Genomic DNA, 24137 nt, shown 5'->3' with positions numbered 1-24137 from the left:
ATAATAGTCACCCGTTTCGATCGATCGGTCGCGCGGGATTGCCCACGACGACCTCTCCGGCGGCGACATCCTTTGTGACCACGCTGCCCGCACCAATGACCGCTCCGTCACCAATTGTGACACCGGCCAGAATGATCGCTCCGCCACCAATCCATACGCGTTTGCCAATGGTCACAGGACGGGCGATTTCTAACCCGTCGACATTTCGTTTCACCGGGTCCTGATGGTGTTCGGCGCAAAATATTTGCACGTTTGGGCCAAGATGGCACTGGTCGCCAATCGCCACAGAGGCGCAATCCAGAATGGTACAGCCAGCATTTAGATAAACCTGATCCCCCAGATGGATGTTGACGCCATAGGCACAATGAAAGGGGGCTTCTATGAAGGCATTCGTGGCGTTCAGAAGTTGGCTAAGCTTAGGCCCGATGGCGCCGCGCGCGTCCGGGGGCAGGGTATTGTGTTGATGGACTGCCATTCGTGCCGTTGCCCGCAGCGCCTCTAGCTCGTCATCAAGGCAGGTGTACCATTCGCCCGCTGCCATCTTTTGTTGTTCTGTTTTCATATGACGCCCGCATTTTTTTCACAGCTTATCGTAAGACAGACGCATGCAGCAACGCAGACAGAACCGGCGGTTTCTGCCGTGCCTTTGATATGTAGGTGCAGGCAATTGTCGAATGCATCGGGTCATCTTTGATTTGCAGCAGGACGCAGGGCCGGAAGGCAAGTATTTTCGGTGTCACAGAACTAATCGCGGCTTGGGTGTTGAAGGTGGTTCGAGCCATCCCTAATGTCCCCCACGAAGACCGGGAGAATGCCCATGAGCCAGAAGCGCAGTATTTTTGAAGAAGTGGGCGACAGCGCGCCCAAAGACGCCGCAAAAGCGGTGGGTGTGATCGATCAGGGGCACAAAGGTGCACGTGGTGGAATTCGTCTGTGGCTGATGGTGTTGTTTGCGCTGGTTGTCGTGATGATTGTTGTCGGCGGGCTGACCCGTCTGACCGACAGTGGTCTGTCGATCACGGAATGGCGCCCGGTGACCGGGGCATTGCCGCCGATGAACGAAGCGGACTGGCAGAGCGAATTCGACAAGTACAAACAGATTGACCAGTGGCAGATTGAAAACCAGTGGATGACGCTGGCCGATTTCAAATCTATCTATTGGTGGGAATGGGGCCATCGCCAGCTGGGGCGGGTGATTGGGCTGGTCTGGGCGTTGGGGTTCTTTGGTTTTCTGGCGGCGCGCAAAATTCCAACCGGATGGACCGGGCGGCTGGTGCTGATTGGTGCGCTTGGCGGTGTTCAGGGGGCTGTTGGCTGGTGGATGGTTGCGTCTGGTGTGACCTCTGGCGAGGGCATGACGTCGGTTGCGAGCTATCGATTGGCCACACATCTGGGGCTGGCTTTTGTCATTCTGGGCTTTATCGGCTGGTACATCCTTTTGTTGGGCCGCAGCGAACGGGATCTGATGCAGGCCCGGCGCGGTAAAGAGGACAAACTGTTTTCCATGTCGACAGGCCTGATGCACATGGCGTTTGTGCAGATATTGCTGGGTGCTTTGGTGGCTGGCATCGATGCGGGCCGGTCCTATACAGATTGGCCGATGATGGGCGGACAACTGTTCCCGCCGGATGCCTTTTCGATTTCGCCGGGCTGGAAGAACTTTTTCGAAAACCCGGGGCTGGTGCAGTTTGTGCATCGGATCTGGGGCTATCTGTTTGTGATCTTCGCCGTGATTGTGTGGCGACGTGGTCAAGGGTCTGCCAATGGTCGGACAAAATTCGCCTTAAACACGGTATTTGCGGCTGTGGTGTTGCAGATTGTGATTGGGGTTGTCACGGTGATTTACGCCGCTCCTGTGCAGATTGCGATTGTGCATCAGGTGATGGCGGTTCTGGTTTGGGTTCTGATCCTGAAGGCGCGGTTCCTGTCACATTATCCAATCGCAACATCGATCCGGGAAGGCTGAGTAAATGAGCGCGTATGATGATTTGATGGCATTCACCCACACCACACAGGCGTTGGGGCAAGTGGCCGGACGTCTTGGCTGGGATCAGGAAACGGTGATGCCGCGGGGGGCTGCTGGTCAGCGGTCCGAGGAAATGGCAGCGATGGAGCAGGTATTGCACGCACGCCGGGTTGATCCCAAAGTGGGCGCGTGGCTGGACGAGATCGACGATGCGACGTTGGACGAAGTTGGGCAGGCGCAGATGCGTCATATCCGAAAAAGCTATGCCCGGACCATGAAAGTGCCCGCCGCACTGGCTTCCGAAATTGCCAAGGTGACAAGTCGCGCACAGGGCCAATGGGCACAGGCGCGGGCTGACGAAGATGTTGCCGCGTTTTTGCCGGTGCTCGAAGAGGTTGTCGCACTGAAACGCCAGGAAGGACAGGCGCTGGCAAACGGTGGCGATGTCTATGACGCGATGATTGACGATTACGAACCGGACATGACGGCGCACGAATTGGGCGCGATGTTTGACACCATGCGCCCAAGATTGGTGGCGCTGCGTGCGGCGGTTCTGGAAAAACCGGCTCCGGCGCGAATCGAAGGTATTTTTCCGGCCAACAAACAGATGAAGCTGACCCGCGATCTGGCGCGGTGCTTTGGATATGACATGTCGATGGGGCGGATCGACAAGGCCGTGCACCCGTTTTCGTCGGGGTCCGGCCATGATGTGCGCATCACCACACGCACCAGCGATGATGATCCGTTCAACTGTTTTTATTCGACTATTCATGAAGTTGGCCATGCCTGTTACGAACAGGGCATCGATGACGACTATGCTCTGACGCCATTGGGGCAGGGTGTGTCGATGGGTGTGCATGAAAGCCAGAGCCGGATTTACGAAAACCAGCTGGGGCGCAGCCGTGCCTTTTCCGGATGGTTGTTCGAAGAAATGCGCGAAAAGTTCGGCAATTTTGGCATGCCCGATGCCGATGCGTTTTATGGCGCGGTGAATTGCGTTCATGACGGTTATATCCGCACCGAAGCCGATGAGGTGCAATATAACCTGCACATTATGTTGCGGTTTGATCTGGAACGCGCGCTGATGAGCGGCGATCTTGAGGTGGCTGATCTTGAGGCGGCCTGGAATGATCGGTTTGCCGCTGATTTCGGCTATGCCGTGGACAAACCATCAAACGGTGTTTTGCAGGATGTGCATTGGTCGGTGGGGCTGTTTGGTTATTTCCCGACCTATTCGCTGGGCAATGTCTATGCCGGATGCCTGAACGACGCGATGCGCAAGGCGGTGCCCGATCTGGATGCTCTGTTGGCAGAGGGCGAAACCGAAGCTGCGACCGGATGGTTGCGCGAAAACTTGCAACAACATGGCGGTTTGCGTCGCCCAAGTGACACGATCAGACATGCCAGCGGAGTAGAGCCGTCACCAGAACCCTTGCTGGCCTATCTGGAAGGCAAGTTTGGGGACTTGTACGGACTTTGAGGTTCGCCAAACTGATGCCCTAATCCGGTGCTACCGTCTGCGGTGTAGTGTTATTGCAGACGAGTAAACAAATGGACGGCAATTTTTCCAACGAACGTGACGGCGCAGAGATTGCGGCGGGTGCCTCGCTTGGAGATGTGGTTGCGATCACGGATATTCGCGAATTTGCAGCGTGCCGCGCTGCTTTTGATCGCGTGCATGGCGCTGATCCGAACGCTGGGTTCTTTCTTGGCCGGGATTGGATCACCGCGATAACGCGCGAAAACCCAGACGACATGTGTGTATTGGCGTGGTCGCCGAGGGATGTAAGTGACGGGTTTCAGGCGTTTTTGCCGCTTGCGCGACAACTGCATTGGAGCCGGTCACGTCAACGATTTGTGACTCATCTGACGGGGCTTGGCAGGCTGGGGCTTTCTGATAGTGCAGGAATGCTTTGTGCGCCAGAGCATCAGACCATCGCCATGCGTGCATTTGCCAGATATCTGAAAAACGCTCCATGGGCGCGCCTTTCGCTGCGCCATGTGCCCGATTTGCGGCGGTTGCAGATATTGTCGAACGATTTTGGCGGGCCTGCGTATCGGGTTGATTGGCCTGAGTATCGATCGAATGGCGGACGTACAAATCAGTTGGCCCATCTGTCGATGACAGTGGCAACGGATTTTGACAGCTATCTTGCCGGTTTGGGCCGCAGCACGCGAAAAGGGTTACGACGGGACTTGCGGGCGTCGGACGCAGCAGGGATCGAGATGCGAGTGATCTCACAGCCCGAAGACCGCGCAATTGTGCAAGCCGAGATGATGGCACAATGGGCCATTAAGTGGGGAGATCACAAAAGCGGTCGCAAGCTGGAGGCTTTGAAGCATCGTTATGAGGCTTTTCTGGATCGAGCCAATCAACTGGGCACGCTTCTTTTGATGGCATGCTTTGACGGAGAGCGTCAGATCTGTGCCACTGCGCATGTGTTAGACGCCAAATCCCGGCGCATGATTTCCGTGATTGAGGGGCGTGATCCGTTGGAAACCCGATTTAGTGCCGGGATGGTGATGCATCTGGAGGCAATGCGTTTTGCGATCCAGAACGGGTATGAAACATATGATTTCGGGCAAGGCGATGCCGAGTATAAGTTTCAATTGGGTGCAACCGAGGATATACTTGGATACCTGACCATTGATCGCGGGCCGGGCACGCAGATTGGGTGCCTTGATCGCGCGCACGTCCCGGCGGCTTTGAAACGGATAGACCGTTTGGTTGCATCGAAAAGGCTCAGTGATGCTCGCAACGCCTTGAAATCTTTGGCAAGAGACGCGGTTTTATTCTGATTTGGCGTCATGGGGCTTGCCTTAGGTACCCTTGCGAAATCAGAACCTAACTCAGCACCGCCAGTTAGGTAGCGATGCTGAATGGCTTCATCTCATGACGAATAACCGGTCGCTCAGATGTCAGGGCGTTACGGCTGCGTTTGGCAAAAGCCTGGACAGGATGAAGCCTATAACCATCATCATGCTTGTGTGTGCGACAAACGACGATTGTGTATAGGCGCCAAATTCCATCATAAACGGTCGACCTATGAAGGGGGCGAGCATGCCTTGCGCGACAAACCAAAGGATCAGACCGGTCGCCAGACCCGCCAGAATGTATCCTTTCTTCAGAACGCCATTCAACAGGTAGACGAGCAGAGCAAAGAAGACAGACCCGATCAGAAAGTGGATAATAAAGGCAAGCCCATAGGGCAGCATAATCCCGGTCGTTTTGGCGACGATGGCCGTGACCAGTTTGGCGGGTTCCAGAATTGGCCCGAAGAAAACAGGCGATAGCACCCATGAATAGGCTTCGAATACGAACTCTCCGCCTAGCCCTGCCATGAATATCATTTTCATGGTCTCTGTGTTGATCGCGCGCATGTGTCTCTCCTTAAAAGCTGTCCATTGACCATGGGTCAATTGGATGCCGGATAGACGCATTGCGCTTAACGCAAATCAAACAAACTTTCCTGATAAGTGCTATCAGGTTTGAGTTCTGGTTTTAGGTATTACTGGACGATACACGTCATTGCGCGCCCGTCTGCACGGGTTACGGTCAACGTGCCGTCCGGGGCGCGTTCAACAATGCGTTCCGCGCCATAACCATCAGAACTTAAACGACCATTTGAAGTGACTTCATATTCGGCCTCGACGGTTTTACCGCGCACAACAGCCGTGTAAGGAATGGTTTTGGCATCTTGCGCGATGTCGTCAAACCGCCATTCCAGCGGGATATCGCCCTGAACACAATCGAAGGATTTTCCCGTGATCTGGTCTATCAGATCTGCTCCGGTGATTTCGGCGGCCTGCACAGGCAGGCCAGCCAGAATGGCACCAGTCAGAAGTGGGACAAACAAAGCGGATTTCATAACGCGTCTCCAGAATGCAGGGGGCAGCCTGTGCCCCCTGATGCTTGTCAGCTTTCTGAAGTGTCTTCGCCTTGATCTTGGTCATCTTCGTCGTTCTGTTCCGCGATCCACGCAACAGAGACAACCTCTTCACCCTTGCCGGTGTTGAAGACTTTGACGCCGCCAGCGCTGCGCGAGCGAAAGGAAATGCCATCAACGGGCACGCGGATCGACTGACCTTTGGAGGTTGCCAGCATGATCTGATCGCCCATTTCAACCGGGAAGGACGCTACAAGCGCACCTCCACGCATGGCTTTGTCCATTGCAGCAACACCCTGACCACCGCGACCACGGACCGGATAATCATGGCTGGAGCTGAGCTTGCCCGCGCCGCCCGATGTGATGGTCAGCAGCAGGTTTTCAGCAGCTGACATTTCAGCATAGCGTTCCTGACTGATAGATCCCTGAACGGCTTCGTCCTCTTCTCCATCCTCGGTCACACCGGCCACGGCCCGGCGCATTTTGAGATAGGCGGCGCGTTCTTCGGATTCAGCCTCAAAGTGGCGGATCACCGACATCGACACCACGCGGTCTGTGCCCGACAGGCGGATGCCACGAACACCGGTGGAATCGCGCCCCTTAAAGACACGCACATCCGTGCTGCGGAATCGAATGGCCCGGCCCGAGTTCGTCACCAGCATTACGTCGTCATCCGCGCCGCAGATGCGAGCGTTCACGAGTTCGACCTCTTCGGGCAGCTTCATCGCGATTTTGCCGTTGCGTTTGACGTTGGTAAAGTCAGACAGCGCGTTGCGGCGCACATCACCCGCCGACGTGGCAAACACGATCTGCAGATCGTTCCAGTCTTCTTCCTCGGCATCCACCGGCATGATGGCGGCAATAGAGACACCTTGCGGAATGGGCAGGATATTGATGATGGCCTTGCCTTTGGCGGTCCGCCCCCCTTGGGGCAGGCGCCATGTCTTGAGTTTGTAGGCCATGCCATCGGTCGTAAAGAACAACAACTGCGTGTGCGTATTGGCCACGAAGAGCGTTGTGACAACATCCTCTTCTTTGGTCTGCATGCCCGAAATGCCCTTGCCGCCGCGTTTCTGCGCGCGGAAGTCGGCCAGTGGCGTGCGTTTGATATAGCCGCCGGACGTCACGGTTACGACCATGTCTTCGCGTTCGATCAGGTCTTCGTCTTCCATGTCGCCAGACCAGTCAACAATCTGAGTCCGACGGGGCACAGAAAACTTGGATTGAACCTCGCGCAGCTCGTCTGTGATCATTCCCATGATGCGTTCACGTGACCCGAGAATTTCAAGGTATTCCTTGATCTTACCGGCCAGTTCTTCAAGTTCGTCTGTGACTTCTTTCACGCCAATCTGAGTCAGGCGCTGCAGACGCAATTCAAGGATGGCGCGGACCTGCGTTTCAGACAGGTTATAAGTGCCATCGTCGTTCATGGTATGGGTCGGATCGTCGATCAGCTGAATATAGGCGGCAATGTCAGCCGCGGGCCAGCGACGTGTCATCAGCTTGAGACGCGCCTCGGCAGCATCCGCAGAACTGCGGATTGTGGCAACCACTTCGTCGACGTTGGATACAGCCACCGCCAGACCACACAGGATGTGGCTGCGCTCACGGGCTTTGCGCAAATCAAACGCGGTGCGGCGCGCGACAACATCTTCACGGAAATCCAGAAACGATGTCAGGAAACGCCGCAAAGTCAGCTGTTCGGGGCGACCGCCGTTCAAAGCCAGCATGTTGCAACCAAAATGCGTTTGCATCGGGGTGAAGCGGAACAATTGGTTCAGCACCACTTCGGCAGTGGCATCGCGCTTCAGCTCGACAACTACGCGCACACCGTTGCGGTCGGATTCGTCCTGAACATGGGCGATGCCTTCGATGCGTTTTTCACGCGCGGCTTCGGCGATCTTTTCGATCATCGAAGACTTGTTCACCTGATATGGAATCTCATCAATAACAATGGCATAGCGATCTTTTCGGATCTCTTCGACCCGGGTCTTGGATCGGATGATGACGCTGCCACGGCCTTCGAGATAGGCTTTGCGCGCACCGGTCCGGCCCAACAGAATACCACCTGTCGGAAAATCAGGGCCGGGGACATATTGGATCAGCTGTTCGCTGGTCAGGTCAGGGTCTTCGATCAGCGCCAGCGTTGCATCGATCACTTCGCCCAGATTGTGGGGCGGAATGTTCGTGGCCATACCAACAGCAATACCGCCGGCGCCATTGACCAGCATATTGGGAAAGCGCGACGGCAGAACGGTGGGTTCGCGGTCCTTGCCATCATAGTTGTCTTGGAAATCGACGGTTTCTTTCTCGATATCAGCCAACATAAAGGCTGCCGGTTTGTCCATGCGCACCTCGGTATAGCGCATCGCGGCAGGGTTATCGCCGTCCATCGAGCCAAAGTTGCCCTGACCATCCAGCAAAGGCAGTGACATCGAAAAGTCCTGCGCCATGCGCACCAGAGCGTCATAGATCGCGCCGTCGCCGTGTGGGTGGTATTTACCCATCACGTCGCCAACCGGTCGGGCCGATTTGCGGTAGGATTTTTCGTGAGTGTTGCCAGTCTCGTGCATGGCATAGAGAATCCGGCGATGCACAGGTTTCAAACCGTCTCGCAGATCAGGAATGGCACGGCTCACAATCACGCTCATGGCGTAATCGAGGTAGGACGTGCGCATTTCGTCTTCGATCGAGATCGATGGGCCGTCGTGGTGCATCCGTTCGTGAATTGGATTTTCTTCTTCGTTTTCAGGTATTTCTGGCGTGTCGCTCAAGTCCTGTGCTCGCTTCTTTGTGGCGGTCCATATGTTGTTGTGCATGTTATATCAGAGGCAGGATATAGGGTGCAATGGGGCAGGGATGCTGGGTGAATGATCCTGAAGGGCGACTTGTTAACCAATTGATTTTGTTGGTGACTTTTTGCGGATTTCCGGACCATATTGCGTGTAAGAATTCCAGAACCTACAATGGGTGAATTCAGGGGGCAGATTATGAAGAATTTCTGGGGAATTGCACTGATTTTGGGGCTGGTTGGACCGGTGCAGGCCGAATCTGTGTGGGACAAGGTCAAAAAAGGCGCGCAAACTACTGGAGAGGCCATTGGTGATGGCGCTCAGGCTGTTGGCGGCGCGGTAGAAAGCGGCGCAGAAGCTGTTGGCGACGCGTTTGTATCCACAGGAGAGTTGGTTTCGAACGAAGCCACCCCGGCAGACACCCGTGCGCGTTTGGACGCCATGGCGGATGACATTATCGCCCGTCTGATTAGCGAAAACGCCGAAGCCAGGGAACTGTTTGAGATCAGCGCAGGCTATGCTGCGTTTGATTCACGACAGGTTTCGGTCATTCCCGTTTCGGCGGCCTATGGGCGCGGCGTCGCAATTTCCTTGGGCAATGGCGCGCGGACTTACATGAATATGGGGTCTGGTGGTGTTGGATTGGCGATAGGAATTGGCGGGTTTGCCAAGCAATTTGTCATTTTGTTTGAAACACAGGCCGATTTCGAAAGCTTTGTCGCTCATGGCTATGACGCCAGCGCCGAGGCGGGATCCATGCAGGGCGAAGGCAACAGCAATGAATCCGTTCGGTTCGTGGACGGCCGTTCGTTCTTTGCGCTGAGCAAGAAAGGCTGGCGCGTGAATGCAAATGCCAGCGGCACCAAATACTGGCGTTCACCGGAGCTGAATTAGGGGTGTTGCGTTAAAAGCGTCCAAGCTCAGGCAGAGCAGGACGCGCCACCTAGTACACAGAACTTGGCACAATGCGGGTGGTTGAGCTGAACCGGTTTCTCAGCCTCTTGCAGTGTGGAGCCCAGATCAAACTGAGCGTCATATGGCAGCAAAGTACAGGCGATGACCGACGGTTTATCCGCCCCTTTGTGTCGCACCACCATACGCGCCGACGCGCACATAACTTGACTTGGTGATTTGTTCAGAATGCTCCAACAGCCTGTGGTGATCTCTGGCACTTCTGCCTGGTCGTCCATTTCTGGAAAAAGCACAGTAAAAGCAGGATTTTGCGCATCGACCTTAAAGTCATGTCTGTCAAAAAAAGACGCGTATCCAGCGCGGGATTCTGCATCGTTTTCGCCCCATACTGTACGCCCGGCGACGGCCATCTTTATGCCATTGTCACGCAACCATTGCATACCTTCCAGCGTGCGTTGAAAGCTGCCTGTTCCGCGTTCCTTGTCGTGTAATTCCGCGCTCCAATGGTCAACTGAAATGCGCAACGTCAGCTTGTCACCATAGGTTTTGTGCAGCGCTAGCAATCCGGCACGCATCGATTTTCGCATCATGGGTCGCATGGCATTTGTCAGGATAAGAACGTCATACCCGCGTTCCAGTGCGCGTTCGGTCATCGCAATCATATTTGGGTTCATAAACGGCTCGCCGCCTGTGAAACCAATCTCACGCACACCCCATTTTCGGGCCTCAAGTTGGTCCAGAAACGAAGTGACATCGTCGGTCGTCAGGTAAACCAGCGCGTCATTGGTGGGAGAACTTAAAATATAGCAGTTTTCGCACTCGATATTGCACAACGTTCCAGTGTTGAACCAAAGAGTCTGTGGATCGGAAAGGGGCACATGTGCGCGTGTCTCACCGGTTGCGGTGACATACGGATCCCGAAATTTTCCGAATTTTGCGTTGTCTTTCATGTGCCTGCCATTTTCATCTGCTTTAATTTGTCCTATCGAAAAAACGGTCCGCGTTAAACTGATTTGCTTGAGCTTGACGCAGTTGTGAAGGCGGGTTGCCGTGATAGTATTGGGGTGTTATTACCTTCGTTAGCGCTAACGTTTTGTTCCGGGCAGACCGGCGGGAGAAGTATCAGGCTATGGTTGCACGGATCATACCAGTCGACTCTTTTGATTTGATCGTATTTGGCGGAACAGGGGATCTTGCACGACGCAAAATCCTGCCTGCGCTGTTCAAACGGTTTTGTGGCGGCCAAATGCCGGGCGAATCCAGATTGATTGGCGTCGCGCGCAGAGAATTGGACGACCTAGGATATCGCGATTTTGTGCGAAGCGCCTTGTCAGAATTCGCCGGAGAAGCCGCGTTTGATACTGTGGCGGTTAACGCGTTTTGCGACATGCTGCACTATGTATCGGTCGATGCGCGCGGAGATCGCGGGTGGCAGGCGCTTGGCGAGATGATGATCCCTGACAAAGTGCGGGCGTTTTATTATTCGGTGGGTCCCAGCGTGTTTTCGGACCTGTCTGAACGCTTGCACAAATACGGGCTGGTCGATGAGCAGACCCGGATTGTTGTCGAAAAACCCTTTGGTCACGATCTGGATACCGCGCGCGCACTGAACCGCGAGCTTGCCCGGCATTTTGACGAAACGCAGATTTACCGCATTGATCACTATCTTGGCAAAGAAACAGTGCAGAACCTGATGGCGGTACGGTTCGGTAATATGCTTTTTGAACCGTTGTGGAACGCGCAATATATCGACCACATTCAGATCACAGTGGCTGAGACGGTTGGTGTGAGTGGGCGCGGCGAGTATTACGAAAAAGCAGGTGCAATGCGCGATATGGTTCAGAACCACCTGATGCAATTGCTGTGTTTGATCGCGATGGAACCGCCTTCGTTTTTTGAGCCAAATGCAGTGCGGGATGAAAAACTTAAGGTGATCCGGGCATTGGATTCGGTGCAGCCGCATCATCTGGTGCGGGGCCAGTATACTGCGGCAGACGGGTTCAATAGCTATCGCGAAGATGTGGATAATCCGCGTTCAAAAACCGAAAGTTTTGTTGCGCTTAAATGCCATCTGAACAATTGGCGATGGGCCGGGACACCGTTTTATCTGCGTACAGGTAAACGATTGAATGAGCAGGACAGTGAAATCACCGTGGTGTTCAAAGATACCCCACATTCGATTTTTGGCCCCGAGGCAGGACGCCATCGCAACGAGCTGACGATCCAGTTGCAACCCGATGAGGGCATAACACTGGGTGTGACCATCAAGGAACCGGGCCAGGGTGGCATGCGGTTGATGGACGTGCCGCTGGATATGAGCTTTGCCGAAACGCTGGGGCCGGATGCCCACACACCAGATGCCTATGAACGGCTAATTATGGACGTGATCCGGGGAAATCAGACGTTGTTTATGCGCAATGATGAGGTCGAGGCTGCATGGGCCTGGACCGATCCGATAATTCGCGGGTGGGAGGCACGTGGAGATGTGCCCAAACCCTATGATTCATTTTCAGCCGGTCCGGATGACGCTGCCTTGTTGATGCGGCGCGACGGACGTGAATGGAGAGGTATAACACATTGATTTTTAATGAGTATCCAGACTTTGACATGATGTCGATCGATGTTGCCAATGCACTGGCTGACGACCTGTCAGAAGCTTTGCATCACGAAGAGCGTGCGCTGTTGGCTGTGCCGGGTGGCACCACGCCGGGGCCGGTTTTTGACGCGTTGAGCGCCGTTGATCTGGACTGGTCGCGCGTTGACGTGATGCTGACAGACGAACGCTGGGTGCCGGAAGATCACGAACGTTCAAATGCGCGCCTGATCAAAGAACGTTTGCTGGTGAACCGCGCGATGAGTGCGCGGTTTATTCCGTTGTTTGCACCAAGCCACGAACCCGAAGAGGTTTTGGCCGAGATCGAAGCGATGATTGCGCCGGAATTGCCTATGGCAGTGGCGATGTTGGGCATGGGGGCGGACATGCACACCGCGTCGATGTTCCCCGATTCTGACGGCCTGCAAGCTGCCCTGGCGCCGGATGCGCCGATTTTGTTGCCGGTGCGTCGCGACGATCTGCCTGATATCCGCGTGACGTTGTCGGCGCGGGTTCTGGAAGGGGCCGTTCGCAAACATATTCTTATCAAGGGCAATGACAAGCGGGAAGCGCTTGAAAAGGCAAAACATTTGCCTGTCGAACAAGCCCCAATACGCGCTGTTATGACCGGCGCGCAAATTCACTGGACGGAGTAGTTTTATGTGGCATGATCTGGACAATATGCGCGGTGCAGCACAGGACCGCGCCATTATGGGTTTGTTTGAAACCAACCCGGGCCGGGCACAGGAATTTACGTTAAATAGCGACGGATTGCTGTTTGATTATTCCAAGACCAGCATTGATGATGCTGCCAGAAAGGCGTTGGTTGATTTGGCTGAGGCCGCGCAGGTTGCGCATAAACGTGATGCGATGTTTTCCGGCGCAAAGATCAATGTGACTGAGGACCGTGCAGTTTTGCATACGGCGTTGCGCAATCTGGACGGTGCGCCGGTTGTTTTTGAGGGCGAAGATGTTTTGCCGGAAATCCGGGCGACCCGGGCACGCATGGCCAAGCTGGCGCATGCTGTGCGCGATGGCAGCTTTCCCGGTGGCGGAAAACGCATTACGGATATCGTCAATATTGGGATCGGTGGTTCAGACCTCGGTCCGCTGATGGCCGTTTTGGCGATGGCGCCATATCACGATGGGCCGCGGTGCCATTTTGTCTCAAACGTGGATGGTGCGGATGTGACGGATACGGTTGCGTCGCTTGATCCAGAGACAACGCTGGTGATTGTGGCGTCCAAAACATTTACCACTCAGGAAACGTTGTTGAATGCGCGCTCTGTTCTGGCCTGGGCCGGGGGCGAGGCCGCGTTAGAGCGGTTTGTCGCCATTTCATCGGCAGTTGATAAATGCGCTGAATTCGGCATCCCCGAAGACCGAGTTTTCGGGTTTGGTGACTGGGTTGGCGGACGTTATTCGGTTTGGGGTCCCATTGGGTTCTCGCTGATGCTGGCCATTGGCCCGGATGAGTTCGAACAGTTTTTGTCCGGTGCGCAAGCGATGGATCGCCATTTTTGCGATGCGCCGTTTGAGCAAAACATGCCTGTTTTGCTCGCGCTTGTCGGGATTTGGCATCAGCAGGTTTGTGGACATGGAACGCGCGCTGTTCTGCCGTATGAGCAACGGCTGGCGCGTTTGCCTGCCTATTTGCAGCAGCTGGAAATGGAATCGAACGGCAAACGTGTCGCGATTGATGGTTCGACGCTGGGGCGCGTTGCCGGGCCTGTTGTCTGGGGTGAACCCGGCACTAACGGCCAACATGCGTTTTACCAGTTGATCCATCAGGGACAGCAGGTTGTGCCTTGTGAATTTCTGGTTGGCAAGTCCGGGCATGAGCCTGAGCTGAGCGAACATCATCGCGCGTTGATCGCCAATTGTCTGGCGCAATCCGAAGCCTTGTTGAAAGGGCGCAGCGAAGCCGAAGCGCGCGCGCAGCTGGAGGCCAAAGGTGTCACCGGAGCGGAGTTGGATCAACTGTCCAAACATCGTGTGTTCGTTGGTAATCGGCCCTCGACAACATTGGTTTACGCAAAGCTGACGCCCTATGTTTTGGGTCAAATCGTGGCGCTGTATGAACATCGGGTGTTCGTCGAAGGCGTTATCTATGGCATCAATTCGTTTGACCAGTGGGGCGTGGAATTGGGCAAGGAGCTGGCCAATGGTCTTGTTCCTGCTGTTTCTGGCGGTGCCTGTTCGGATAATGTGTCTGACTCAACAAAGGCCTTGCTGACCCATATTCTTGGAGCCGTCTGACTACGCGGGACCTGATCCGGACCTGGATGCGGCGCGAGTCGCGTCAACGACATCCCAATCGAAAAAATGTGTGCGAATGGCCTAAAAAACAGGCCATTCGCGCACTTGATTCGACATTCGAATGTATCGAAGTCGTTGCCCTTAACGCGGGGATGGTCTAGTGCGTGCGCAAGCAAATACGGAGTGGTCCATGAGCGACGGTAAAAACGGCATAACGTATGCGGATGCAGGCGTGGATATTGACGCTGGCAACGCATTGGTTGAGCGGATCAAGCCAGCAGCCAAGCGCACGACACGCAGCGGCGTGATGGCCGGGCTGGGCGGATTTGGCGCGTTGTTCGATCTGAAGGCGGCCGGATATGTCGATCCGATCCTTGTGGCCGCCACTGACGGTGTGGGTACCAAGCTGCGCATCGCAATCGATACCGGAAATGTCGACGGTGTTGGCATTGATCTGGTGGCGATGTGTGTCAACGATCTGGTGTGTCAGGGGGCTGAACCCTTGTTTTTCCTCGACTACTTTGCGACAGGCAAGCTTGAGACAGAAACTGCCGCGCGCATCATCGAAGGTATCGCGGAAGGGTGTTTCCAATCCGGTTGTGCCCTGATTGGCGGCGAAACGGCAGAAATGCCAGGCATGTACGAAGCCGGTGATTTCGATCTGGCCGGGTTCTCTGTGGGCGCGATGGAACGCGGCGCGGATTTGCCGGATGGCGTGGCTGAGGGCGACGTTTTGTTGGGTCTGGCCAGCAATGGTGTGCATTCCAATGGCTATTCGCTGGTGCGCAAGCTGGTCGATTTGTCCGGACTGGCGTGGGACGACGATTGTCCCTGGGCCGAAGGATCATTGGGGGCGGCCTTGCTCGCGCCAACACGGCTGTATGTGAAGCAAGCGCTGGCTGCAGTGCGGGCGGGTGGCGTGCACGCGTTGGCGCATATCACCGGCGGTGGTCTGACGGAAAACCTGCCACGTGTTCTGCCAGAAGGGCTGGGCGCAGATGTGGATCTGACTGCGTGGGGCTTGCCTGACGTGTTCAAATGGTTGGCAGCGACCGGCGGTATGGAAGAGGCGGAATTGCTCAAGACGTTCAACTGCGGCGTGGGCATGATCCTGTCGGTGTCAGCTGATCGGGCAGACGCGTTGGAAGCTTTGCTGAAAGAGCAGGGCGAAACAGTCTATCGGATGGGCCATATCACCCAAGGGGCCGGGATGCGGTATTCGGGCAGCCTGTTGTGAAAAAACGCGTCGCCATATTCATTTCAGGTGGCGGGTCAAACATGGTCCGGCTTGTCGAGGACATGCAAAGCGGCGATCACGCGGGCGAACCTGTGCTGGTGTTGGCGAATGGCGCCGATGCGGGCGGTCTGAAAAAGGCGCAGGAGATGGGCGTCGCAACGGCGGTGGTGGATCATCGCCCGTTCAAAGGCAACCGCCCCGCGTTTGAGGCCGCTTTGCAAGCTGAATTGGACAAGGTGTCGCCTGACATTCTATGTCTGGCCGGGTTCATGCGGGTCCTGACTGAGGGATTCGTCGCACCCTGGGACGGGAAAATGCTGAATATCCATCCGTCTTTGCTACCTAAATATAAAGGGTTGCATACACATGCTCGGGCCCTGGAAGCCGGGGATCGTGAACATGGCTGCACTGTGCATCTGGTGACACCGGCGTTGGATGATGGGCCGATTTTAGGACAGGCCAATGTGCCGGTGCTGGACGGCGATACGGCTGAGACGCTGGCGACACGCGTTCTTGCGCAAGAGCACAGGCTTTATCCGGCGGTTTTGCGCCGCTTTGCTGGTGGCGATACGTCGCTAATCCGTTTGTAACCTAAGGTAAGTTTGCATTCCCCTTAGATTGTGCGTAATTCTTGTTATCAAATACAGGCAACGCAGAAAAAAGAAGATCCTCCACATATGAGAACCCTGACAACCACGGAAGACCTTGCCCAGTTTTGTGAGATGGCGCGGGGGTTTCCTTATGTAACGATTGATACGGAATTTCTTCGGGAACGTACGTATTATTCCAAACTGTGCCTGATACAGATGGCCGTGCCGGGCGAAGATGACGACACTGCCGTTCTGATTGATCCGCTGGTTGAGGGTTTGTCGCTGGAGCCATTATACGACCTGTTTCGCGACACGAGTGTGGTAAAGGTCTTTCATGCCGCCCGCCAGGATCTGGAAATTTTCTTTGTTGAGGCGCAGGTTTTTCCGGAACCGTTGTTCGATACACAGGTTGCGGCCATGGTTTGCGGGTTTGGCGAACAGGTGGGCTACGAAACGCTGGTTCGTAAGATCGTCAAGCAAGGTGTTGATAAATCAAGTAGATTTACCGACTGGTCCCGACGCCCGCTGACCGACGCACAGCAGAAATATGCGCTGGCGGATGTGACCCATTTGCGGCGCGTCTACGAATTTCTTGCCGCACGTTTGCAAGAGTCCGGGCGCAGTCATTGGGTGGAAGAAGAGCTTCAGCTGTTAACCCACCCGGACACGTATACTGTTAAGCCGTCCCAAGCGTGGAAACGTGTAAAAACGCGCACCAATTCTCCCAAATTCCTGAGTATTGTCAGAGAGTTGGCGCGCTTTCGTGAAGGGTATGCACAAAGCCGGAACGTGCCGAGAAACCGGGTGTACAAGGATGATGCGTTAATTGAGCTTGCCTCGACCAAACCCGGCAGCCTGAATGATCTTGGCCGGTCGCGGCTGTTGTTGCGTGAAGCCCGTCGCGGTGAGATCGCAGAAGGTATTCTAAAGGCCGTTGAGCTTGGCAAAAACTGTGCACCGGAAGATATGCCGGTTGTTGAAAAGCGCGATGACAAACAACAGGTTAACCCGGCTTTGGCTGATCTGCTGCGTGTGCTGTTGAAGGCCAAGACCGAAAGCTCTGGTGTGGCGCCCAAGCTGATCGCAACGGCGTCAGAGCTGGATTTGCTGGCATCTGGTAACAGAGATGTGGCCGCATTGCATGGCTGGCGCAACGAAGTGTTTGGCGAGGATGCATTGCGTCTATGTGAAGGGCGCGTTGCCCTGGCCGCAAAAGGCGGATCCGTTCGGATCGTGACGCTTTAGACAGCTTCAATTGGGCTGTGTCGGCACAACGTCTGTATTGCGTCGGTGTAAGTGCTGTTTAACGGCGCGCCTCTCGGGCGTTTTGTGCACCAGCCACCCTGATTGTGCGTACACCTTGCAGGTCTTGATTGGTCGCGACATAACCGGCTGTGACTTCCCTGGACTGTTCGTTGCCGCCACGCGGTGAACCGGGCGGTTGGATGGCCAGAAGGTCCAGCGTCAGAACACCGTTTTCGACTTTACCTTCATTTCTGGGACGCAATCGAATGTCAAAAACACCGTGCGTTAAAGGCAGGCCTACAGCCGTGATCAGAGCCCCTTCGGGGACACGCTCGACTTTGAGAGATTGAATTTGCAAAACAGGTGTGCCGGGATAAACAGGATCCGGTCCCGGCGAAAACAGACCCTGGCTTTCAGGCGGCAGCAAAGGGTTCACGTCACCCTTGGGCACCTGGTTATTGCCATCAAACCAGGTTGACGGATTCCAACGCGACTGGCAGGCGCTGAGAGTAAGCGTGGAGATCAACAATACAGACAGGGCAATGCGCATCAATCGGGCCTCATTCTTTGCCTCATTGAGTTACCGCATCCCGGACGGCTTGAAAAGCGTGAATGGCGGGGTGGACCTTTTGCTTAAGGCCGCTTAGGTCACTGTCGATCAAAGGAGAACCGGCATGGCGACTGAAGCATTTGAAGAGATCGTCGAAGATTTTGAGTTTTTTGACGACTGGGAAGACCGGTATCGCTTTGTCATCGAGCAGGGCAAGGACATGCCACCGCTGGATGACGCGCTGAAGGTGGCCGCCACCAAGGTGGATGGCTGTGCCAGTCAGGTCTGGCTGCATCCGCGTATTGAGAACGGTGTATTCAGTTTTGAAGGTGACAGCGACGCGATGATTGTGCGCGGTCTGATTGCTTTGTTGCGCAAGCTGTATAGCGGATTGCCGGTTGCAGATGTTTTGAAAGTGGATGCGCGCGCCGAGATGGAGCGGCTTGGTCTGAACGAACATCTGTCGTCACAGCGATCCAACGGGTTGCGGGCGATGATCGAACGCATTCGCCTGGTGGCGGCTGACGCTGTCTGATTTCTGGTCTGTTGGGTGCCTGCGGCGCGCGTATTTTGGGATTACTGAAGGCGTGTGATCAGGGGTGGGCGCGGTTTTTGTAATAGGCCAAAACGTATAGTCGGATCGCTGTGGCGAGGCCTGTTTCCAGATCTCGTTTCGCATCAATTTCGGCGGCTAGCGCGTTGATTGGTATCGACTTAATTTCAGAAATCTCGCGAAACGCGTGCCAGAAATCGTCTTCGAGTGAGACGCTGGTGCGATGACCTTTGAGGGTCAGAGAGCGTTTGACGGGGCGCGCGCTCATCACTCGTCCAGTTTGTGTTTGTCGACATGATCCGCTGCTTTATCAGCCGCATGTGACGTGCTGTCTTTTTCGGCTTTGGTGCGGCCGAATTTGACAGCGTTTTGGTCGGCGCGGGCCTTTTTGGCAGCCCGCGTCTTTTGTTTTCGAAACCGGTTCAGGTTGACCGGCTCAGACATCAGTCTTTGGGTCCAACCATTTGTTCCGGGCGAACCACGGCGTCAAATGTTTCTGAGTCGACAAAGCCAAGCGCGATGGCCTCTTCCTTGAGGGTGGTGCCGTTTTTATGCGCGGTTTTGGCAACCTTGGTCGCGTTGTCATAGCCGATTGTTGGCGCAAGCGCCGTGACCAGCATCAGCGATTCCTTCATCAGCTTGTCGATGCGCGGCTCGTTGGCCTGAATGCCGTTCAGCATGCGCGTCGTAAAGCTGTCTGCGACATCGCCCAAAAGCTGGATCGATTGCAGCAGATTGTAGGACATCATTGGATTGTAGACGTTCAGTTCGAAATGACCCTGGCTGCCGGCAAAGGTCATGGCGGCGTTGTTGCCCATGACGTGTGCGGCGACCTGTGTCATCGCTTCGGCCTGTGTCGGGTTGACCTTGCCCGGCATGATCGACGATCCCGGTTCGTTTTCCGGCAGGATCAATTCGCCCAGACCCGAGCGGGGACCGGAGCCAAGGAAACGGATGTCGTTGGCGATTTTGTACATCGACCCGGCCACAGTGGCGAGCGCGCCGGACATGAAGACCATGGCGTCATGTGCTGCCAGTGCTTCGAATTTGTTAGGTGCAGTCACAAAAGGCAGGTCGGTGATTTCGGCCATGTTTGCCGCAACCGTTTCGCTCCAGCCATGTTGTGTATTCAGGCCGGTGCCAACGGCAGTGCCGCCTTGCGCCAGTTCATAAATGCCGGGCAGGGCGGCATTCACACGTGCAATGCCCTGACGGATCTGGTGCGCATAGCCGCCAAATTCCTGACCCAGTGTCAGGGGAGTCGCATCCTGCGTATGGGTGCGGCCGATCTTGATGATGTCTTTGAATTCCTCGGCCTTGGCCTCAAGACCTTCGGCCAGTTTGGTCAAACCGGGCATCAGCACGTCGCGCACGGACATCGCGGTGGCGATATGCATGGCTGTGGGGAATGTGTCGTTGGAAGACTGGCCCATGTTGCAGTGATCATTGGGATGCACAGGGTCTTTGGAACCAATCACGCCACCCAGAAGTTCGATGGCCCGGTTGGCGATCACTTCGTTGGAGTTCATGTTGGACTGAGTGCCCGACCCGGTTTGCCAGACGACCAATGGGAAGTTGTCATCAAATTTGCCAGCGACCACTTCGGACGCGGCCTGAATAACGGCTTCGCCGATTTTGGCGTCAAGTTTGCCGCTGGCCATGTTGGCCATGGCGCACGCCTGTTTGATCACACCCAATGCGCGCACGATGGCGATGGGCTGTTTTTCCCAGCCAATTGGGAAATTCATGATCGAACGTTGCGTTTGGGCGCCCCAATATTTGTCAGTGGGGACTTCCAGCGGGCCAAAGCTGTCGGTTTCGGTGCGAGTTTGAGCCATCGTGACCTCCGGTAAATCAAGTCACGAATGTCATACCCTAAAGGGCGCAAAGTGCAATACTGTATACCGTGGGATACCGCTAACGTTTCGCCACAAAACGTCGCGGTGGCGTGATCCTGTATCGCTCGTGTTACTTTCGGAAGCTGTCCAGGCTGACCACGTCCGCATCTTTTTGCGGCGCTTCTTCCTCGGCTTCCAGTTCGGATTCTTCCAAAATCTCTTCGATTTCGTCCTCATCATCCTGTGTTTCAAACCGCAGTCCAAACTCAACCGATGGATCAACGAAGGTTTTGATAGAATCGTAAGGAATATAAAGAGGTTCCGGGGAATCGCCAAAGTTGAGCGTGATGCCAAACCCTTCATCCGTCACTTCGAGATTGTCATACCAGTGCTGCATCACAACCGTCATTTCGCCGGGATAGCGGTCGGCAAGCCAATCCGCGATATCAACGTCGGGATGCTGTGTATCAAACGTGATAAAGAAATGATGTTCACCGGGAAGCCCGTTTTTCTGAACATCCTCCAACACCTCTTGAATGAGACTGCGCATGGCGCGATGCATCAGGTTTCCATAATCAATCGTTCGGGACATGGCGGCCTTCTTGAGTGTCTTTGACCTCACCATAGTAGATTCGGCAGGAAACGAAAGACGACCTGCCGCAAATTTTTACGGGTTAGATCAGCGCAGGAACTGCAGCGGCAACTGCACAGACACCAAGCACCATCAAAAGCGGTAGTCGCGCCAGTAATAACAACGCGATGGCGAGAGCGATCAGGACCGCCGTCATTGTGTCAAATTGGGTCAGATCGGGCAGGGGAATGCCTGTTTCTGACGACAAAGTGCCAAACAGCAGGGAGAGCGTGAACCAAAGGCTGAGATTGATGATAACCCCAGTGACAGCAGCCGAAATCACGTGCAGCGCCTTTTTCAGTTTGGGGGTGTTCAGGATGCCGGATACATGCGGGGCACCTGCAAAAATCCATAGAAAACAAGGAATAAAGGTGCACCAGAGCGCTGTAATCCCTGCCAGTATTGCCAGCGTTGCCCCACCTTGATGATGCCCGGCTACCGTCGCTACAAATTGTGTGACAAGGATCAGCGGGCCGGGCGTGGTTTCGGCCAGACCAAGCGCATCCATCATTTCGCCCGTTGTGATCCAGCCAAAGTCCTGCACAACCGCCTGAACCATGTAGGCAAGGACGGCATAGGCGCCGCCAAATGTGACCACGGCCAGTTTGGAAAAGAAAATTGCGATGTTGGTCAGGAATTGTGCGTCGAGCGCGGCAAGAATCAGAATTGGGAAGGCCCACAAGGCGCCCCAAAAGGCGACCGTTTTGAGGGTTTGGGTGAGCGTTGTTTTGTGTGAAACATGTGGCGCCGGATCACCAGTCGCCGGGCGTAAAAAACCGATAAGGGCAGCAGCCGCAATAACTGCTGGAAATGGTGCGATCCCGGTATAAAGGCAGGCGAAACTGGCCAAAGCGACGCCCCATTCCAGCGGCCCAAGCAGCACTTTGCGCGAGAGACGCAAAAGCGCCTGAAGGATAATGGCGACAACGGCGGCCTTGATACCAAGAAAGGCAGCCTGAACCAGCGGGAGATCCCCAACGCTGAGATAAAGCGCGGCGAGGGCAAATATTATGGCCGCGCCGGGCAGGACAAAGAGTAGCCCGGCCAGCAAGCCGCCCGGTGTTCCACGCAATTTCCATCCGCAGAATGTGGACAGCTGCATGGCTTCGGGACCGGGCAACAGCATGCAAAAGGACAATGATCCCAGAAATTCTTCTTCTGAGAGCCAACCGGTTCGGTCGACCAGTTCACGGTGCATCAGGCTGATCTGAGCGGCGGGGCCCCCAAAAGACAGCAATCCAATACGTCCAAAGACCCGAAACAGGTCTGAATACGATGTTTCGGCCATTTTAGCGCGCCTCTTGGTGGTCGTGAACTTCGTCAAAACCATCGCGGGCCCAGCGATATAGCGCGTCATAAAGGGGCAGGGCTGCGTTTAGCTGATCCTGATCGTCTTTGTAGAGACGTGACAGGCCAACTGACATGGCCATAAGCCCGGCGGCTTGGGGGGAGGCGTCTAGTTGGTTGGTGTCTGCCGCCCGCACAAGTTCTGCCAAGCGATCCAGCGGTTCGTGGCTCAAGTTGAATGCGCCGATTATGGCGTCAAATGTGCATTTTCCGTCGACATGGGAAAAAGGCGCACCGGGGGTGTCAAAGGCTGTGGCACTGAATCGGTCAGCCACATCCAACACTTCTGCCGGGGGCACATATAAGAAACGAGCGTCGCGATCAATAAAACGCCGGATCAACCAAGGAGTGGCAATGCGGTCTATTTTAGGACGATGGCGGGTCACCCAAAGAGTTGGTTCACCGGGTTTGCCTGTTAATGCAGAGCGCGGGGTCATTGGATAACCTGCCGCTTTCCAATCGACGACACCACCCGTAAGACTTTCTGACTCCACTCCAACCGAGCGCAATATCGCAGAGGCGCCAAGGCTGAGTTTTTTGCCTTTGTGACAAATCACGACAACCTTGCGCCCTTTGATTTTCGGCAACAGGTCAAGGACGTCATTGTGGGCAATACGGATTGAACCGGGAATGATAAATGGCATGGCATCCGCATCTTCGTCGATGCGCACATCGAGCAACACCGGGGTCGACGGCCCGCCGAACAAGCGCATCAGCTGCGCAACAGTTATTTCATTGAGAGACGGCATAAAGCATCCTTTCTGAAAAAGGTCAGTGGATGCGATCCTTGGGCCGGAGCCTCACGGGGTGGTCGCGTTACCCCATGTGGTAAAAATGGATGTTCCAGGCCGTTTCGTCAATGTGGAATTGATATCCTAGGCGCCAATTCGTTGTCCGGTCAGGCATATTGCCAACGATTGTTCCGGCAACAGGCCCATTTGTTCAAAGAAGCTCATGAAATCGAAGCTGTTATAAGTTTCGACCATTTTGTCGTTTTCAAACCGGGCAAAAAGCTGACCTGATCCAATCACCGGCTGGCCGTTGGCCGGGTTTGTTACCCGCATGGAGTATAGCGCCGCAGCCCAGTCCCCATCCTCCATAACTTTGTCCAATGACACAGCTGGCTCTTCGACCAGCTCCAGGAACATGGGCACCAGTTCGCGAAAATCATCCGGCCCGACCTGAAGATCAGGCAATACGCCCTGAGCCTGTGTGTCCGAACTGAACAGTTGATCGATGGCATCCAGATCCGCGTCGATCCAGACCCGTTGATACCATTGTTCCAAGATTTCCCGTTTTTCCATGATGAATACCTGAGTTGCATTGCATTTCAGGCTCGAATCTAACGGCAAATGGTGTTCAGCAGGTTAATTTTGGAAGTGCAGGCTTCTGTTGCCAGGTGCCTGCGAACCCCGCCTCAGGTCGCTAAACCCAAGGAGTTAAGTTTCGGCGACATTAACAGCTTACGCTGCTACTGCCATTGCCGGAGCACGATTGTCATTTGCAATTGTACAAGTTTCGCCGATAACGGTGGCAGACAGCCGAAACAAAGCTAACTCCTTTAGACGTCCGTCGATCCTATTTCGTCCCCATCGATCCCCAAATGAAGGATGGTTGGTGGAGACGCCGGGTACCGCCCCCGGGTCCGATCCGCTTATTGCGAGCGCGTTTATGTTCATAGTTCCCGAGGGAACATCCCTTAAATAGGCAAGCTGGGCACGAGTCGCAAGCATTTCG

General features: G+C 55.1%; 24 protein-coding genes and 1 other RNA gene. 11 read left to right on the top strand and 14 right to left on the bottom strand.

Translation table 11 applies throughout. From position 1 onward, the window contains the following. Positions 1 to 7: 7 nt before the first annotated feature. Entirely contained in the window at positions 8 to 562 is a 555-nt protein-coding gene (locus ABJI08_RS02805; RefSeq protein WP_348400298.1) for a sugar O-acetyltransferase, read from the bottom strand. A gap of 255 nt (positions 563 to 817) precedes the next feature. Between ABJI08_RS02805 and ctaA the strand changes: the two genes are divergently transcribed. From ctaA to ABJI08_RS02790, 3 genes are all read left to right on the top strand, one after another. Further along, positions 818 to 1966, top strand: a complete 1149-nt coding sequence (ctaA, locus tag ABJI08_RS02800; RefSeq protein WP_348400297.1) for a heme A synthase — start codon at positions 818 to 820, stop codon at positions 1964 to 1966. A 4-nt stretch (positions 1967 to 1970) separates the two neighbouring features. Beyond that, positions 1971 to 3446 carry a carboxypeptidase M32 gene (locus ABJI08_RS02795; protein WP_348400296.1) on the top strand — a complete coding sequence of 492 codons (1476 nt, stop codon included), beginning with the start codon at positions 1971 to 1973 and terminating at the stop codon, positions 3444 to 3446. Positions 3447 to 3517: 71 nt separating this feature from the next. Further along, positions 3518 to 4765 (top strand): GNAT family N-acetyltransferase, encoded by a 1248-nt coding sequence (locus ABJI08_RS02790; RefSeq protein WP_348400295.1) that lies wholly within the window; start codon positions 3518 to 3520, stop codon positions 4763 to 4765. Positions 4766 to 4885: 120 nt separating this feature from the next. Here ABJI08_RS02790 and ABJI08_RS02785 read toward each other — a convergent pair whose 3' ends face one another. The 3 genes from ABJI08_RS02785 to gyrA all read right to left on the bottom strand — a co-directional run bounded on the left by ABJI08_RS02785 (position 4886) and on the right by gyrA (position 8627). Then, entirely contained in the window at positions 4886 to 5347 is a 462-nt protein-coding gene (locus ABJI08_RS02785; protein ID WP_348400294.1) for a hypothetical protein, read from the bottom strand. A 128-nt stretch (positions 5348 to 5475) separates the two neighbouring features. Then, a complete protein-coding gene (locus ABJI08_RS02780) occupies positions 5476 to 5835 on the bottom strand; it encodes a hypothetical protein (RefSeq protein ID WP_348400293.1) in 360 nt (119 codons plus the stop codon). Between the two features lie 47 nt (positions 5836 to 5882). After that, positions 5883 to 8627 (bottom strand): DNA gyrase subunit A, encoded by a 2745-nt coding sequence (gene gyrA / locus ABJI08_RS02775; RefSeq protein ID WP_348400292.1) that lies wholly within the window; start codon positions 8625 to 8627, stop codon positions 5883 to 5885. A 216-nt stretch (positions 8628 to 8843) separates the two neighbouring features. Here gyrA and ABJI08_RS02770 point away from each other — a divergent pair, with 216 nt between their 5' ends. Continuing rightward, entirely contained in the window at positions 8844 to 9539 is a 696-nt protein-coding gene (locus ABJI08_RS02770; protein WP_348400291.1) for a hypothetical protein, read from the top strand. A gap of 26 nt (positions 9540 to 9565) precedes the next feature. Here ABJI08_RS02770 and ABJI08_RS02765 read toward each other — a convergent pair whose 3' ends face one another. Further along, positions 9566 to 10507, bottom strand: a complete 942-nt coding sequence (locus ABJI08_RS02765; protein ID WP_348400290.1) for a radical SAM protein — start codon at positions 10505 to 10507, stop codon at positions 9566 to 9568. A gap of 179 nt (positions 10508 to 10686) precedes the next feature. Between ABJI08_RS02765 and zwf the strand changes: the two genes are divergently transcribed. The 6 genes from zwf to rnd all read left to right on the top strand — a co-directional run bounded on the left by zwf (position 10687) and on the right by rnd (position 17481). Further along, complete coding sequence (zwf, locus tag ABJI08_RS02760; RefSeq protein WP_348400289.1) at positions 10687 to 12138, top strand: glucose-6-phosphate dehydrogenase; 1452 nt, start codon at positions 10687 to 10689, stop codon at positions 12136 to 12138. Beyond that, positions 12135 to 12806: a 6-phosphogluconolactonase gene (gene pgl, locus ABJI08_RS02755; protein WP_348400288.1), complete on the top strand. Its 672-nt coding sequence runs from the start codon at positions 12135 to 12137 to the stop codon at positions 12804 to 12806. Before zwf ends, pgl begins: the two co-directional genes overlap by 4 nt. A 4-nt stretch (positions 12807 to 12810) precedes the next feature. Then, positions 12811 to 14409, top strand: coding sequence for a glucose-6-phosphate isomerase (gene pgi, locus ABJI08_RS02750; protein WP_348400287.1), 1599 nt, complete (start codon positions 12811 to 12813; stop codon positions 14407 to 14409). Between the two features lie 190 nt (positions 14410 to 14599). After that, entirely contained in the window at positions 14600 to 15646 is a 1047-nt protein-coding gene (gene purM / locus ABJI08_RS02745) for a phosphoribosylformylglycinamidine cyclo-ligase (protein WP_348400286.1), read from the top strand. After that, complete coding sequence (gene purN, locus ABJI08_RS02740; protein ID WP_348400285.1) at positions 15643 to 16236, top strand: phosphoribosylglycinamide formyltransferase; 594 nt, start codon at positions 15643 to 15645, stop codon at positions 16234 to 16236. The genes purM and purN overlap by 4 nt, the downstream gene beginning before the upstream one ends. A gap of 87 nt (positions 16237 to 16323) precedes the next feature. Next, entirely contained in the window at positions 16324 to 17481 is a 1158-nt protein-coding gene (gene rnd / locus ABJI08_RS02735) for a ribonuclease D (RefSeq protein WP_348400284.1), read from the top strand. A 58-nt stretch (positions 17482 to 17539) separates the two neighbouring features. On the opposite strand, the gene ABJI08_RS02730 is transcribed toward rnd, so the two are convergent. Next, positions 17540 to 18031, bottom strand: coding sequence for a hypothetical protein (locus ABJI08_RS02730; protein WP_348400283.1), 492 nt, complete (start codon positions 18029 to 18031; stop codon positions 17540 to 17542). A gap of 124 nt (positions 18032 to 18155) precedes the next feature. Between ABJI08_RS02730 and ABJI08_RS02725 the strand changes: the two genes are divergently transcribed. Next, positions 18156 to 18566: a SufE family protein gene (locus ABJI08_RS02725; RefSeq protein ID WP_348400282.1), complete on the top strand. Its 411-nt coding sequence runs from the start codon at positions 18156 to 18158 to the stop codon at positions 18564 to 18566. A 58-nt stretch (positions 18567 to 18624) separates the two neighbouring features. Here the strand turns inward: ABJI08_RS02725 and ABJI08_RS02720 are convergent, their stop codons facing one another. From ABJI08_RS02720 to ssrA, 8 genes are all read right to left on the bottom strand, one after another. After that, the gene (locus ABJI08_RS02720; protein ID WP_348400281.1) at positions 18625 to 18852 is read right to left on the bottom strand and encodes a ribbon-helix-helix domain-containing protein; all 228 of its coding nucleotides are present in this window, start codon (positions 18850 to 18852) and stop codon (positions 18625 to 18627) included. Then, positions 18852 to 19028 (bottom strand): DUF4169 family protein, encoded by a 177-nt coding sequence (locus tag ABJI08_RS02715; RefSeq protein ID WP_348400280.1) that lies wholly within the window; start codon positions 19026 to 19028, stop codon positions 18852 to 18854. The genes ABJI08_RS02720 and ABJI08_RS02715 overlap by 1 nt, the downstream gene beginning before the upstream one ends. Then, a complete protein-coding gene (gene fumC / locus ABJI08_RS02710; protein WP_348400279.1) occupies positions 19028 to 20422 on the bottom strand; it encodes a class II fumarate hydratase in 1395 nt (464 codons plus the stop codon). The genes ABJI08_RS02715 and fumC overlap by 1 nt, the downstream gene beginning before the upstream one ends. A gap of 130 nt (positions 20423 to 20552) precedes the next feature. Next, positions 20553 to 21014, bottom strand: coding sequence for a ClpXP protease specificity-enhancing factor SspB (locus ABJI08_RS02705; RefSeq protein WP_348400278.1), 462 nt, complete (start codon positions 21012 to 21014; stop codon positions 20553 to 20555). A gap of 82 nt (positions 21015 to 21096) precedes the next feature. Then, positions 21097 to 22341, bottom strand: coding sequence for a chromate efflux transporter (gene chrA, locus ABJI08_RS02700; RefSeq protein WP_348400277.1), 1245 nt, complete (start codon positions 22339 to 22341; stop codon positions 21097 to 21099). Between the two features lies 1 nt (position 22342). Continuing rightward, a complete protein-coding gene (locus ABJI08_RS02695; protein WP_348400276.1) occupies positions 22343 to 23149 on the bottom strand; it encodes a chromate resistance protein ChrB domain-containing protein in 807 nt (268 codons plus the stop codon). Positions 23150 to 23275: 126 nt separating this feature from the next. Next, positions 23276 to 23704, bottom strand: a complete 429-nt coding sequence (locus ABJI08_RS02690; protein ID WP_348400275.1) for a nuclear transport factor 2 family protein — start codon at positions 23702 to 23704, stop codon at positions 23276 to 23278. A gap of 74 nt (positions 23705 to 23778) precedes the next feature. After that, positions 23779 to 24133, bottom strand: a transfer-messenger RNA (tmRNA) gene (gene ssrA / locus ABJI08_RS02685). Positions 24134 to 24137: the final 4 nt, after the last annotated feature.

Origin of the sequence: Shimia sp. (assembly GCF_039969785.1) — a bacterium.
GTDB lineage: Bacteria > Pseudomonadota > Alphaproteobacteria > Rhodobacterales > Rhodobacteraceae > Shimia.
Note: the sequence above shows the minus strand (reverse complement) of the source record. Positions and strands in the feature narration are given on the sequence as shown.